The sequence below is a fragment of the Roseomonas sp. E05 genome (genome assembly GCF_030063475.1).
Classification (GTDB): Bacteria; Pseudomonadota; Alphaproteobacteria; order Acetobacterales; family Acetobacteraceae; genus Pseudoroseomonas.
This window is the reverse complement of sequence record NZ_JASIRT010000011.1, coordinates 130,100-142,420: the sequence shown is the minus strand read 5'-3', so window position 1 is coordinate 142,420 and position 12,321 is coordinate 130,100. Positions and strand designations below refer to the sequence as shown.

Here is a 12,321-nt window from a genome sequence, read left to right as displayed (position 1 = left end):
AATGCCGGCTCGGCCGCTGGCCCTCCGGCCAGGCAGTCGGCCTGAGCGTGACCGGCGACGCCATCGGCCGGAAGGGACATTCACTTTCACTCTACGTAAGTCTATTCCGCAGGATGGAATCGCCTGCTATGCTGCGGCCATGGCCAGACAGGATTCACGGCGCGCGAGGCTTCCGCGGGCGCAAGAGGCGGAGCAGCCCGCCGCAGACCAGGACGGCATGTTGCACGCCGTCGCCCCCGTCTCGCCGGTCGGCAGCCTCGGGGGCGACGGCGTGCGCGCGGTGGACCGGGCGCTGGCGCTGCTCCGCGCCTTCCGTGAAGAGGACGGCCCCCTCGGTCTGACCGAGCTTTCCCGCCGCGCCGGGCTCAACATGACCACCGCTCTGCGCCTGCTCGGCACGCTGGAAGGGCACGGCTTCGTCAAGCGCCTGCCCTCCGGTGGCTACCTGCTCGGCCCGACCCTGCTGCTGCTGGGCGACCTGTTCCGCCGCTCGCTGCGGCTGGAGCACCACGTCATGCCGGCACTGGAGCGGCTGCGCGCCGAAAGCCGGGAGAGTGCCACCTTCTTCGTGCGCGAGGGCGACCAGCGCCGCTGCGTCTTCCGGCTGGACTCGCCGCAGCTGGTGCGGGACGTCGCCCATGTCGGCGAGGCGCAGCCGCTTGGCCGCGGCGCGCATGGTCGCGCCCTGATCGCGCTGGAGGACCCGACGGCGCGGCTGCCGGTGGTGAGCCGGGGCGAGCGCCTGCCGCAGATCGCCGCCATCGCCTGCCCGGTGCTGGATGCCGAGGGGAGGGTGGCCGGCTCCATCGGCATCTCCATGCCGCTCTACCGCCTCACCGCCGAGGCCGAGGCGCTCTGCCTGCCCTTGGTGCTGCGCGAGGCCATCGCCATGACGCGCGACCTGGGCGGCGATCCGTCGAGACTGGAACAGGCCGCGCGCTGACGTGGCCAGCAGGGAGGAACAAGAACGAATGGCCCGCATCGAACTGACGCCCGAGGCCGAGCGCACGCCGGAGGAGCAGGCCGTCTGCCAGGAGGCCATCTCCGGCATCCGCGGCCGCGTGCCGGCGCCGATGATCGCCTGGCTGAAGAATCCCGAACTGGCGCGGCGCGGCCAGAAGCTCGGCGAGCTGCTGCGCTACCAGACCACGCTGGAGCCGCGCCTCTCCGAACTGGCCATTCTCATCACCGGCCGGCACTGGACCGCGCATTACGAATGGACGGTGCACAAGCGCGAGGGGCTTAAGGCGGGAATGGACCCGGAGGTGGTCGCCGCCATCGCCGAGCGCCGCACACCCACCCTGCGCGATGCGCAGGAGCAGGCGGTCCATGACGTGGCCACCACGCTGCTCGCCACCCGCCGCGTGCCGGAGGCGCTCTACCGCCGGGGCGTCGAGGCCCTGGGCGAGCGCGGCATGGTCGAGCTGGTGGCGCTGCTCGGCTATTACACGCTGGTCGCGATGACGCTGAACGTCTTCGAGATCGGCCTGCCCGAGGCCTTCGCGCCGGAACTGGGTGCCGAGCCCGGCGACCCGGTGCCGCAGGGCTGAGCGCCATGTGGGAACCGAGCCTGCGCTACCCCGACCCGGCGATCCGCGCGCTGGACCCGAGCTTCGAGAAATACCACCTCGCCCTCGCGGGCGTGGAGCGCCTCCACACCGGCTGCCGCTGGGCGGAAGGGCCGGTCTGGTTCGGCGCCTGGCGCAGCCTGCTCTGGAGCGACGTGCCGAGCGACCGCATCCTGCGCTGGGACGAGATGACCGGCCAGGTCACGCCCTTCCGCGCGCCCTCCAACCACGCCAACGGCAACACGCGCGACCGCGAGGGCCGGCTCGTCACCTGCGAGCATGGCGGCGAGGCCGGCGGCCGGCGCGTGACGCGCACCGAGCATGACGGCGCCATCACCGTGCTGCTCGACCGCTTCGAGGGCAAGCGGCTGAACTCGCCGAACGACGTGGTGGTGAAGTCTGACGGCTCCATCTGGTTCACCGACCCGCCTTTCGGCATCCTCGGCCACTACCAGGGCGCCCAGGCGGAGCAGGAGCTGCCCGAGCGCGTCTACCGCATCGACGGGCAGACCGGCCGCGCCACCGTCGTCGCGGATGACGTGAAGGGGCCGAACGGCCTCGCCTTCTCGCCCGATGAGTCGAAGCTCTACGTCATCGAATCCCGCGCCCGCCCGCGCACCATCCGCGTCTTCGACGTGGAGGGCGATACGCTGCGCAATGGCCGCGTGCTGCTGGAGGCCGGCACCGGCACGCCGGACGGCTTCCGCGTGGATATGGACGGCAATCTCTGGTGCGGCTGGGGCATGGACCCGGAGCAGGACGGCGTGCGCGTCTTCAACCCCGCGGGCGAGCCGATCGGCCACCTCGCGCTGCCCGAGCGTTGCGCCAACCTCTGCTTCGGCGGCCGCCACCGCAACCGGCTGTTCATGGCCGCCAGCCACTCGCTCTACGCGCTCTACGTCAACACCCAGGGGGCGCCCGGCGGCTGAACCGAAACCCCGGCGTCCAAGAGAATACCAAGGAGGAAAACGAACCATGGCCACCCGCCGCCAACTGGCCGGCCTGCTCGCCGCTGCCACCCTGCCGCTCGGCCTGCCCCTGGCCCGCCCGGCGCTCGCGCAATCCGCGGCGCTGCCCGAGGGGCCGATCCGCCTCGTCGTGCCCTTCCCGCCGGGCGGGCCGAACGACCTCGTGGCCCGTGTGCTGGCGCAGAAGCTCGGCCCGATCCTTGATCGTACCGTGGTGATCGAGAACCGCTCCGGCGCCGGCGGCGTGGTCGGCACCGACAACGTCGCAAAGTCGCCGCCGGACGGGCGCAGCATGGTGCTGACCAGTGCCGGCGCCATCGCCATCTCTCCGCCGCTCGGTGCGCCGATGCCCTTCGACGTCGAGAAGGATCTCGCGCCCATCACGCTCGTTGCGCTGATGCCGGAGCTGCTGGCGGTGAACCCGAAATTGCCGGTGAAGACCCTCGCCGAGCTGATCGACCATGCCAGGAAGAACCCGGGCAAGCTGAATTTCGCCTCCTCCGGCAATGGCTCCATGCCGCATCTCGCGGGTGAATCCCTGCGCGCGGCGGCGGGGATCGACATCGTCCACATCCCCTATCGCGGTGCAGCGCCGGCAGTGACCGACCTGATGGCCGGGCAGGTGCAGATGATGTTCGCCGACATGCCGGCGCTGATGCCGCAGGTGCAGGCCGGCGCGCTGCGCCCCATCGCCTTGGCCAGCAAGGAGCGCTCGCCCCTGCTGCCGGAGGTGCCGACCATGGCCGAGGCCGGCCAGCCCAGTGTGGAGGCGGACAACTGGTACGGCCTCGTGGCGCCCGCCGGCACGCCGAAGCCGATCATCACGCTGCTGCACGATGCCGCGGTGCGCGCGCTGAACGACCCCGAGCTGCGCAAGGCCTATGCCGAGCAGGGCGCGCGCCCGGTCGGCAACACGCCGGAGGAGTTCCATGCCTTCATCATCTCCGAGACCAAGCGCTGGGGCGAGATCGGCCGCCGCGCCGATGTGCGGATGGACTGAGCCGATGGCTGATCTTGCGATCCTGCACGGCGCCAGCGCCGGCCTCGTCTTTGCCCGCGCCGACAACCCGGCCGAGCGGCTCGGCTGGATGGAGCCGGCGCCGCAGCCGGCGCCTGCCGGCGCCGTGCTCTACCGCGCCATCCTTCGCCTCGGCGCGGAGGGGGTGGAGGCGCCCTTCCTCTACACCGTGGAGCAGGATGCCGAGCCCGGCCGCGAGGAGGAGCTGAACGCCTGGTATGCCGACGAGCACATTCCACGCCTCGCCGCCGTGCCCGGCGTGCTCTCGGCGCGGCGCTTCGTCGCGCTCGATGCCGGCACCAGCCCGCGCTATCTCGCCGCCTATCGGCTGGAGCGGCGGGAGGTCTTCGAATCCCCCGCCTGGATCGAGGCGCGCGAGACGCCCTGGACGCGGCGCGCGCGCACCTTCTTCCGCAACCCGCACCGCACCATGCGGCGCCTCGTGCCGGCCGCATCGTGAAGCCAGGGGAGGAGAGCGGGATGACAGGGCGTCTGGCCGGCAAGGTCGCAATCATCACCGGTGCCGGCTCGGTCGGCCCGGGCTGGGGCAACGGGCGCGCGGCGGCCGTGCTTTTCGCGCGCGAGGGCGCGCTGGTCTATGGCGTTGACAAGAACCTCGCCGCCATGGAGGAAACCGCCGCCCGCATTCGGGAGGAAGGTGGCCGCTTCGCCATGGGCGAATGCGACGTGACCGACAGCGCCTCGGTCGCCGCCATGGTCGCAGCCGCCAGGGCGGAATACGGCCGCATCGACATCCTGGTGAACAATGTCGGCGGCTCGGCCAAGGGCGGGCCGGTGGCGATGAGCGAGGAGGTCTGGGACAGCCAGATCGACTACAACCTCAAGAGCGTCTTCCTCACCTGCAAGCATGTGCTGCCGGTGATGGAGGCCCAGGGCGGCGGCGCCATCGTCAACACCGCCTCCACCTCCGGCCTTCGCTGGACCGGCGCGGCGCAGGTCGCCTATGCCGCCGCCAAGGCGGGGATCATCCAGCTCTCCCGCGTCGTGGCCGTCGAATATGCCGGCCGCAACATCCGGGTGAACACCGTGGTGCCGGGCCAGATGCACACGCCGATGGTGGAGGTGCGCCTCGCCGGCCAGCGCGCCGGGGGCGACGTGCAGGCACTGCTCGCCCAGCGCCAGAAGCGCATCCCGCTGGGTTTCGCCGGCGACGGGCGGGACACGGCGAATGCCGCCCTGTTCCTCGCCTCCGACGAGGCGCGCTTCATCACCGGCACGGAAATCGTGGTGGACGGGGGGATGTCGGTGCGATGCGACTGAACGCCCTTTTCCCGACCCGCCGCGCGCTGCTCGCGGCCACGCTCGCGGCTCCCGCGCTGCGCCCCACCGGCGCCGCCGCGCAGGCCTTTCCGGACCGGCCGATCCGGCTGGTGGTGCCCTTTCCGCCCGGCGGCCCGGTGGACACCGCCGCCCGCATCGTCGCCGCGGCGCTGACGGAGGAGCTGAAAAGCTCCGTCGTGGTGGAGAACCGCTCGGGTGCCGGCGGCGTGGTCGGCACCGACGCCGTCGCCAAGGCGGAGCCGGATGGCTACACGCTCAGCTTCAGCAGCACCGGCGCGGTGGCGGTGAACGTCACGCTGCTGCCGAACATCGCCTATGACCCGCGCAAGGATTTCGCGCCCGTCTCGATCGTCGCCGCGGTGCCTTCGCTGCTGGCGGTGAACCCCGACCTGCCCGCACGCAGCGTGGCGGAGCTGGTGGCGCTGGCGAAGTCGCGGCCCGGCAGGCTGAACTTCGGTTCCGCCGGGCCGGGGGGCACGCCGCACCTGGCGGGTGAGCTGTTCAGGCTGCGCACCGGCGTCAACATCACCCATGTCCCCTATCGCGGCGCCGCGCCGGCCATCACCGCGTTGCTGGCCAAGGAAGTGGACCTGGCCTTCCTCGACCTGCCGGTGCTGCTGCCGCATGTGCGGGAAGGGCGCCTCCATCCTCTCGCGCTGACCAGCGCGGCCCGCTCCCCCGCCTTGCCGGAGATCCCGACCTTCGCCGAAGCGGGCATTGACGGCATGGAGGTCGAGAACTGGTATGCCGCCCTCGCACCCGCCGGCACGCCGCCCGAGCGGGTGAAGCGGCTGCACGCCGCCATCGCGGCCGTGATGGCGCGGCCGGCGACGGCGAAGCAGTTCACCAGCCAGGGCGCGCGCGTCATTGCCAGCCCACCGGAGGAGGCCACCGCCTTCATCCGCCGCGAGGTGGAGCGCTGGGCCGAGGTGGTGCGCGCGGCCGATGTGAGGCTCGACTGATGGGCGCCCCGCACTACGTCCCGCCGCCGGATGCCTGCGACGCGCATTGCCACATCTGGGGCCCGGTGGCGCGCTTCCCCTTCGTGGAGAACCGCCCCTTCACGCCGCCCGACCGCGGCAAGGAGGACCTGGCGGCGCTCTATGCCCGGCTCGGCATCACGCGTTCGGTCATCGTGCAGGCGATCGTGCACGGCACCGACAACCGCGCCATGCTCGACGCCATCGCCGGCAGCGGCGGCCGCTACCGCGGCGTCGCGCTGATCGACGACGGCTTCGACGAGAAGGCGCTGCAGGCGCTGCACGAGGGCGGCGTGCGCGGCGTGCGCTTCGGCTTTGTCCGGCACCTGAAGGCGCGGCCGGACATGGACTTCTTCCGCCGCACGGTCGCGCGCATCGCACCGCTCGGCTGGCACGCGCAGATCCACCTCGATGCCGGCGACCTGCTGGAACTGCGCGATGAGCTGCACGCCCTGCGCATCCCCTTCGTGATCGACCACATGGGCCGGGTGGACGCGGCCGGCGGGGTGGAACAGCCGGCTTTCCGCGCGCTGCTGGAGATGGTCCGGCACGAGAACTGCTGGGTGAAGGTCTCGGGTGCGGACCGCGTCTCGACGGCGGGGCCGCCCTTCCATGACGCGCTGCCCTTCGCCTGCGCGCTGATCGCCGCTGCGCCGGGGCGCGTGGTCTGGGGCACGGATTTTCCGCACTCCAACCCGCGCCACCCCGTCGCGGACGATGCCGCCCTGCTCGACCTGCTGCCCTTGATGGCGGATGCGGCGGGACTCCGGCGCCTCCTCGTCGAGAATCCTGCCCGCCTCTACGGGGTCTGACCCGCGGTGGAGAAAGCCCTGGTGGCGTCCGGTAGGGCCGGGCGCCGGGCCTGGACGGCCGGCCAGGGGCCTGGCGCCTCGGCATGGGCCTGCTCCGGGCGCCCGGCCACCGCCGGCGAGGCCCAGCCAGCCAGTTCCTCCCGCAGAAGCGCGTCGAGCAGCATCGTCGTGCCCGGTCCGTCGTTCAGGCAGGGCACCAGGTGGAAATGCGTGCCGCCGGCATGCAGGAATATCTCCCGCAATTCACCTCCCAGCTCCTCCAGTGTCTCCACGCAGTCCGAGAGGAAGCCGGGCGCGACCACGGCGAGCCGCTTCACGCCACGCGCGGCCAGGGCGGCGACGCGCTGGTCCGTATAGGGTTCCAGCCAGCGCTCGCGGCCGAAACGCGACTGGTAGGTCAGCGGGAACTGCCGCGCCGTCAGCCCCATCTCCCGCCGCAGCGCCGCCATGGTCCGCCCGCACTCGGCCGGGTAGGGGTCGCCCGCCTGGACGTAGCGGCGTGGCAGGCCGTGGAAGGAGCCGAGCAGCAGTTCCGGCTGCCAGTCCAGATCCGCCAGCGAGGCGCGGATGCGCGTGGCCAGCGCGCGGATGTAGAGCGGATGGTCGGGGAAGCTCGGCATCGTGCGGATCGCGGGCTGGCGGCGCATCTGCATCAGCGCGCGGAAGGCGGCGTCGTTCACCGTGGCCATCGTCGTCGCGCTGTACTGCGGGTAGAGCGGCAGCAGCAGGATGCGGTCGCAGCCCTGGCCGGCCAGCACGTGCAGCCGTTCGGCGATGGAGGGGCGGCCGTAGCGCATGGCCCAGTCGATCACCACGCCTGTCTCCGCCTCCGGCCAGCGGGCACGGAGGTTCTCCGCCTGGGCGCGGGTGAAGAAGCGCAGCGGCGATTCGTCGGTCTCCCGCCGCCAGATCTGCCGGTAGGCGGCGCCGGTGCGGAAGGGGCGTGTCGCCAGGATCACGCCCTGCAGCAGCGGCTGCCACCAGAGCGGGCTGGCCTCGATCACCCGGCGGTCGGAGAGGAATTCCGAGAGGTAGCGGCGGATCGCCCAATAGCCCGTGGCATCGGGCGTGCCGAGATTGACCAGCAGCACGCCCGTTCGCTCCCGCGGCCGGTCCATGGGTCTCATGCGAGGATGTCTCCGGGGCTGCCGGCGCGCAGCGCGGCGCCAAGCGCGGTTCCGAGCCGCGCCGCCTCGGCCGCCGGGCCACGCAGGCTGCGCCGCAACAGGAAGGAGCCGTCCGCGCGGGCGACCATGCCGGTGAGCAGGATCTCGCCTCCGGGCAAGGTGCGGGCGAAGCCGCCGATCGGCGTGCGGCAGGAGCCGTCCAGGGCATGCAGCATGGCGCGCTCGGCGGTCGCCGCCACCCGCGCCGCCGGATCGTCGAGCGCGGCCAGCAGCGCCATCGTCCGGTGGTCCCGCTCGCGCGCCGTGACGGCGATGATGCCCTGGCCGGCCGCCGGCAGCATCTCTTCCGGCTCCAGCAGGGTGGCGGCCCGCGGCGCGAGGCCCAGCCGCTTCAGCCCCGCCGCCGCCAGCAGCGTTGCGGCGAAGTCACCGCTTTCAAGCCGATCCAGGCGGGTATGGACATTGCCGCGGAGCAGGCCGGTGCGCAGGTCCGGCCGGGCGTGCAGGAGCTGCGCCTGCCGGCGGGCGGAGGCGGTGCCGATGCGCGCGCCCTCGGGCAGGACCGGGAAGGGCAGGGCGCGCCCGACCGGTGGGCAGGAGGGCGCGAGCACCAGCGCGTCGCGCGGGTCCTCACGCGGCAGCATGCAGGCGATGGCGAGGCCGCGCGGCAGTTCCGTCTCCAGGTCCTTCAGGCTGTGGACGGCGAAATCCACCCGCCCGTCGAGCAGCGCCTCGTGGATCTCCTTGGCGAAGAGCCCCTTGCCGCCGAGATCGGCCAGGCGCCTGCCCTGCACGCGGTCGCCGGTGGTGGTGATGGGGGCCGCGCGCAGGGGGAGGTCCGGTCGCGCGGCGGCGAGCGCCGCCATGACCACCCGCGCCTGCACCAGCGCAAGGGCCGAGCCGCGGGTGCCGACGCACAGGGCGGCAGGACGTGGCGCCGCCCTTGCGAGGCGCGGCGGCAGCGAGAGGACGGCGGACATGGGCAGGATTGGCTTTCTCTGGAATCGGAGGGCGGCGGGGCCGGCACGGAGAGGCGCCGGCCCCGGCATGCTTCACTCTGCGGCAGGGGCCAGCGCCTCGGCGGCCGTGGTGGGGGCGGAGGCGGCCGGCGTATGGGTGGCGGCCAGCGCCCGCCGCACGCCCTCGGCATAGGCCGGGTCGGCCTTGGCGAAGTGCCCGAGCTGGCGCTCGATGATCTCCGCCGGCACGCCCTGCATGGCGGCGGCGATGTTGTGGAACAGGCGCTCGCGCTGGCCGGCGTCGAACAGGCGGAACAGCGCGCCCGCCTGGCTGTAGTCATCATTGCCGGCGCGGTGGTCGTAGTGGTCCGCGTCGCCGGAAATGCGCAGCAGAGGCTCCTTCGCGGCCGCCTCGGGCTGCGGCCCGCCGAAGCTGTTCGGGAAGTAGTAGGCATCCGTGCCACGCGGCGCGTCGAAGCGCATGGCGCCATCGGCATGGTGGTTGTGCACCGGGCAGCGCGGGCGGTTCACCGGCAGCGCTTCGTAGTGCGTGCCGACGCGGTAGCGATGCGCATCGGCATAGGCGAAGAGCCGCCCCTGCAGCATCTTGTCCGGGCTGAAGCCGATGCCGGGCACGATGTTGGAGGGCGAGAAGGAGGCCTGCTCGACTTCCGCGAAGTAGTGCTCGGGGTTGCGGTTCAGCTCCAGGATGCCGGCCTCGATCAGCGGATAGTCGGCATGCGGCCAGACCTTGGTGAGGTCGAAGGGATTGTAGGGGGTCTTCTCCGCATCGGCCTCGGGCATGACCTGCACGCACATGCGCCAGCGCGGGAACTCGCCGCGCTCGATCGCCTCATAGAGGTCGCGCTGCGCGCTCTCGCGGTCATTCGCCACCACCGCGGCGGCTTCCTCGTTCGTCCAGTTGCGGATGCCCTGCATGGGCTTGAAGTGGAACTTCACCCAGTAGCGCTCGCCGGCATCGTTCCAGAAGCTGTAGGTGTGGCTGCCGTAGCCGTTGATGAAGCGGTAGCCCTGCGGCAGGCCGCGGTCGCTCATCAGGATCGTCACCTGGTGCAGGCTCTCGGGCGACAGCGACCAGAAGTCCCACATGGCAGTCGGGCTGCGCAGGTTGCTGCGCGGGTGGCGCTTCTGCGTGCGGATGAAGTCGGGGAACTTGCGCGGGTCACGGATGAAGAAGACCGGCGTGTTGTTGCCGACCAGGTCCCAGTTGCCCTCCTCGGTGTAGAACTTCAGCGCGAAGCCGCGCACGTCGCGCTCCGCATCGGCGGCGCCGCGCTCGCCGGCCACGGTGGAGAAGCGCAGCAGCAGGTCGGTCGTCCTGCCGATCCCGGCGAAGAGCTTCGCCCGGGTGTAGCGGCTGATGTCGTTGGTGATGGTCAGCGTGCCATAGGCGGCGCTGCCCTTGGCATGCACCACGCGCTCGGGGATGCGCTCGCGGTTCTGGTGCGCCAGCTTCTCGATCAGCTGGTAGTCCTGCAGCAGGATCGGGCCGCGCGGCCCGGCGGTGAGGCTGTTCTGGTCGTCGGCGATAGGGGCGCCGGCGGTGGTCGTCATCACCGGGCGGGTCGGGTCGGCCATGGTGTCCTTGCGTCCTTTTCCTCGGGCCCTTATGGGCGCCCTGGGACGATGCCGGGATCATGAGATAAGGTAAAATCGATCTTTCCAGGATTTCTGTTCGGTCCTACCTATCAATCCATGCTGCCGAACACCCTTGCCGGTCTCTCCCTCCGCGATCTCGAATACGCCGTGGCCGTGGCCGATCTCGGCCATTTCGGCCGCGCCGCCGAGCGCTGCGGCGTCAGCCAGGCTGGCCTGTCGGAGCAGGTGCGCAAGCTGGAGGCGCTGCTCGGCGTGGCGCTGTTCGAGCGCACGACGCGCCGCATCACGGTGACACCGGCGGGCGAGGCGCTGCTGCGCCAGGCGCGGGAGGTGCTGGGCAGCGCCCGCACGCTGCTGGAGATGGCGCGCAACCGGGCGGAGCCGCTGACGGGCTCGTTGCGGCTCGGCGTCATCGCCACGCTCGGCCCCTATTACCTGCCGGGGCTGCTGCGCGATGTGCGCGGCCGGTTCCCGAAGCTGGAACTGCGGCTGCAGGAAGGGCACACCAGTCCGCTCCTGGTCGCGTTGCAGGCGGGCGAGCTCGATGCGCTGCTGCTCGCCCTGCCGGCGGGCGTGGAGGGGATCGCGGCGGAGTCGCTGTTCTTCGAGCCCTTCCTGGCCGTGCTGCCGGCGGCCCATCCGCTGACTGGGCAGGCCCGCCTCGGCCTGCAGGACCTGGCCTGCGAGGGCCTGCTGCTGCTGGAGGAAGGGCATTGCCTGCGCGACCAGGCACTTTCGCTCTGCGGGCTGGCGCGCCCGGGGCGCGACGGGCGCTTCGCCAGCAGCCTGGAGATGCTGCGGCACATGATCGCGGCCGGGGAGGGCCACTCCCTGCTGCCGCTGCTGGCGACGCAGCCGCAGGCGGAGCTCGACGGGCTGCTGCGGGTGCGGAGCCTGGCGGGCGGGGAGGCCGTGGGCCGCAGCATCGGCCTCGCCTGGCGCCGCTCGGACACGCGGGCGCCCGCCTTCCGCGATCTCGCCCGCTTCCTGCGCGACACCGCGCCGCCCGGCACGCGCGCCCTGCCCGCCGCTGCCCCGGAGCAGGACGGGCAGCCCGGGCGCGGCGCCGCCGCCTGAGCAGGCACGGGCCGCCCTGTCAGTCGAGGCCCAGCGTGCCCCGCAGCCGCGAGAGGTCCTCGGCCAGCGCGGTGATCGGCGCCTGCAGGGCGTTGCGGTCGTCGCGGGTGAGCTCCTCATAGTTCTTGAAGCCATCCGGCGTGCGGTAGCGCGCCAGCACGGTGTCCACCTTGCCGAAATTGGCGTCCACCTTGGCCAGCAGCGGCGCATCGGCGCGGATCAGCAGCGGCCGCAGCAGGTCCACGATCTTCTTCGAGCCGTCCACATTGGCCTGGAAGTCGGAGAGGTCGGCGCCGCTGTAGCGGTCCTCCTCGCCGGAGATCTTGGTGGCCGCCACTTCCTCGATCAGCGCGGCGGCGCCGCCCACCACCTTCTCGGGCGGCGTGGTCAGCTCCTGCAGGCGTGTCTGCAGCTCCTGCACGTCGGCCATCAGCTTGTCGGCGAAGGGGGGCAGCCCTTCGGTGCTCTTCTGCGCGAACAGCCCGTATTCCAGCCGGTGGAAGCCGGTGAAGCCGGCATCCTTCTCCGCCTCGGCGTGGTCGTCGGCGCGGGAGTCGATGGCGGTGTCGAGGTCGCTGAACAGCTCGGCGAGCGGCTCGATCCGCTCATAATGCACGCGTGCCGGGGCGTAGAGCGCCTGCGCCTTCTTGAGATCGCCGGCCTTGATCGCATCGGTGAAGGCGCGCGTGCCCTCGACGAGCTGCCGGGCCTCGCCGATCACGTAGAGCTTGTACTGCGCGATCGGCGCGGCAAGTTCCAGCGGCGAGACCGCCGCGGCGCGGGCGGCGCCCGCGGGCGGCAGGGCGGCGGCGAGCGACAGGGCCAGCAGGCCCGCGCCCGACAGAAGCAGACGGCGCATTCGAGAATCCTTCCGGGACTGGGAGCGGAGC

General features: G+C 72.1%; 13 protein-coding genes. 9 read left to right on the top strand and 4 right to left on the bottom strand.

Annotated elements, in window-relative coordinates; genetic code table 11:
- The first annotated feature begins 217 nt into the window (after positions 1-217).
- Genes QMO56_RS13570 through QMO56_RS13535 form a run of 8 tightly spaced genes read left to right on the top strand, consistent with a single transcriptional unit; the run spans position 218 to position 6,648 of the window.
- Positions 218-943, top strand: coding sequence for an IclR family transcriptional regulator (locus tag QMO56_RS13570; RefSeq protein WP_283526475.1), 726 nt, complete (start codon positions 218-220; stop codon positions 941-943).
- A gap of 28 nt (positions 944-971) precedes the next feature.
- Positions 972-1,550: a carboxymuconolactone decarboxylase family protein gene (locus QMO56_RS13565; protein WP_283526474.1), complete on the top strand. Its 579-nt coding sequence runs from the start codon at positions 972-974 to the stop codon at positions 1,548-1,550.
- Positions 1,551-1,555: 5 nt separating this feature from the next.
- Positions 1,556-2,497 carry an SMP-30/gluconolactonase/LRE family protein gene (locus QMO56_RS13560; RefSeq protein WP_283526473.1) on the top strand — a complete coding sequence of 314 codons (942 nt, stop codon included), beginning with the start codon at positions 1,556-1,558 and terminating at the stop codon, positions 2,495-2,497.
- A 46-nt stretch (positions 2,498-2,543) separates the two neighbouring features.
- Positions 2,544-3,536 carry a tripartite tricarboxylate transporter substrate binding protein gene (locus QMO56_RS13555; RefSeq protein WP_283526472.1) on the top strand — a complete coding sequence of 331 codons (993 nt, stop codon included), beginning with the start codon at positions 2,544-2,546 and terminating at the stop codon, positions 3,534-3,536.
- A 4-nt stretch (positions 3,537-3,540) separates the two neighbouring features.
- The gene (locus tag QMO56_RS13550) at positions 3,541-4,014 is read left to right on the top strand and encodes a DUF4286 family protein (RefSeq protein WP_283526471.1); all 474 of its coding nucleotides are present in this window, start codon (positions 3,541-3,543) and stop codon (positions 4,012-4,014) included.
- 20 nt (positions 4,015-4,034) lie between these two features.
- Positions 4,035-4,835 (top strand): SDR family NAD(P)-dependent oxidoreductase, encoded by an 801-nt coding sequence (locus QMO56_RS13545; RefSeq protein ID WP_283526470.1) that lies wholly within the window; start codon positions 4,035-4,037, stop codon positions 4,833-4,835.
- Positions 4,826-5,818, top strand: a complete 993-nt coding sequence (locus QMO56_RS13540; RefSeq protein WP_283526469.1) for a tripartite tricarboxylate transporter substrate binding protein — start codon at positions 4,826-4,828, stop codon at positions 5,816-5,818. The genes QMO56_RS13545 and QMO56_RS13540 overlap by 10 nt, the downstream gene beginning before the upstream one ends.
- The gene (locus QMO56_RS13535; RefSeq protein WP_283526468.1) at positions 5,818-6,648 is read left to right on the top strand and encodes an amidohydrolase; all 831 of its coding nucleotides are present in this window, start codon (positions 5,818-5,820) and stop codon (positions 6,646-6,648) included. The genes QMO56_RS13540 and QMO56_RS13535 overlap by 1 nt, the downstream gene beginning before the upstream one ends.
- Here the strand turns inward: QMO56_RS13535 and hemH are convergent.
- The 3 genes from hemH to QMO56_RS13520 form a co-directional block, all read right to left on the bottom strand.
- Positions 6,636-7,775: a ferrochelatase gene (hemH, locus tag QMO56_RS13530; RefSeq protein WP_283526467.1), complete on the bottom strand. Its 1,140-nt coding sequence runs from the start codon at positions 7,773-7,775 to the stop codon at positions 6,636-6,638. The genes QMO56_RS13535 and hemH overlap by 13 nt on opposite strands.
- A complete protein-coding gene (gene hemC, locus QMO56_RS13525; RefSeq protein ID WP_283526466.1) occupies positions 7,772-8,755 on the bottom strand; it encodes a hydroxymethylbilane synthase in 984 nt (327 codons plus the stop codon). The genes hemH and hemC overlap by 4 nt, the downstream gene beginning before the upstream one ends.
- Before the next feature lie 72 nt (positions 8,756-8,827).
- A complete protein-coding gene (locus tag QMO56_RS13520; protein WP_283526465.1) occupies positions 8,828-10,333 on the bottom strand; it encodes a catalase in 1,506 nt (501 codons plus the stop codon).
- Positions 10,334-10,450: 117 nt separating this feature from the next.
- Here QMO56_RS13520 and QMO56_RS13515 point away from each other — a divergent pair, with 117 nt between their 5' ends.
- Positions 10,451-11,431 carry a LysR substrate-binding domain-containing protein gene (locus tag QMO56_RS13515; RefSeq protein WP_283526464.1) on the top strand — a complete coding sequence of 327 codons (981 nt, stop codon included), beginning with the start codon at positions 10,451-10,453 and terminating at the stop codon, positions 11,429-11,431.
- Between the two features lie 19 nt (positions 11,432-11,450).
- On the opposite strand, the gene efeO is transcribed toward QMO56_RS13515, so the two are convergent.
- Positions 11,451-12,290, bottom strand: coding sequence for an iron uptake system protein EfeO (gene efeO / locus QMO56_RS13510; RefSeq protein ID WP_283526463.1), 840 nt, complete (start codon positions 12,288-12,290; stop codon positions 11,451-11,453).
- Between the last annotated feature and the right edge of the window lie 31 nt (positions 12,291-12,321).

Bases quoted from the DNA above. Each gene is read 5' to 3' on its own strand.
- QMO56_RS13545 (WP_283526470.1), top strand. From the start codon at position 4,035: ATGACAGGGCGTCTGGCCGGCAAGGTCGCAATCATCACCGGTGCCGGC.
- QMO56_RS13520 (WP_283526465.1), bottom strand. From the start codon at position 10,333: ATGGCCGACCCGACCCGCCCGGTGATGACGACCACCGCCGGCGCCCCT.
- hemC (WP_283526466.1), bottom strand. From the start codon at position 8,755: ATGTCCGCCGTCCTCTCGCTGCCGCCGCGCCTCGCAAGGGCGGCGCCA.
- QMO56_RS13540 (WP_283526469.1), top strand. From the start codon at position 4,826: ATGCGACTGAACGCCCTTTTCCCGACCCGCCGCGCGCTGCTCGCGGCC.
- QMO56_RS13560 (WP_283526473.1), top strand. From the start codon at position 1,556: ATGTGGGAACCGAGCCTGCGCTACCCCGACCCGGCGATCCGCGCGCTG.
- QMO56_RS13535 (WP_283526468.1), top strand. From the start codon at position 5,818: ATGGGCGCCCCGCACTACGTCCCGCCGCCGGATGCCTGCGACGCGCAT.
- QMO56_RS13565 (WP_283526474.1), top strand. From the start codon at position 972: ATGGCCCGCATCGAACTGACGCCCGAGGCCGAGCGCACGCCGGAGGAG.
- hemH (WP_283526467.1), bottom strand. From the start codon at position 7,775: ATGAGACCCATGGACCGGCCGCGGGAGCGAACGGGCGTGCTGCTGGTC.
- QMO56_RS13555 (WP_283526472.1), top strand. From the start codon at position 2,544: ATGGCCACCCGCCGCCAACTGGCCGGCCTGCTCGCCGCTGCCACCCTG.
- QMO56_RS13550 (WP_283526471.1), top strand. From the start codon at position 3,541: ATGGCTGATCTTGCGATCCTGCACGGCGCCAGCGCCGGCCTCGTCTTT.
- QMO56_RS13570 (WP_283526475.1), top strand. From the start codon at position 218: ATGTTGCACGCCGTCGCCCCCGTCTCGCCGGTCGGCAGCCTCGGGGGC.
- efeO (WP_283526463.1), bottom strand. From the start codon at position 12,290: ATGCGCCGTCTGCTTCTGTCGGGCGCGGGCCTGCTGGCCCTGTCGCTC.
- QMO56_RS13515 (WP_283526464.1), top strand. From the start codon at position 10,451: ATGCTGCCGAACACCCTTGCCGGTCTCTCCCTCCGCGATCTCGAATAC.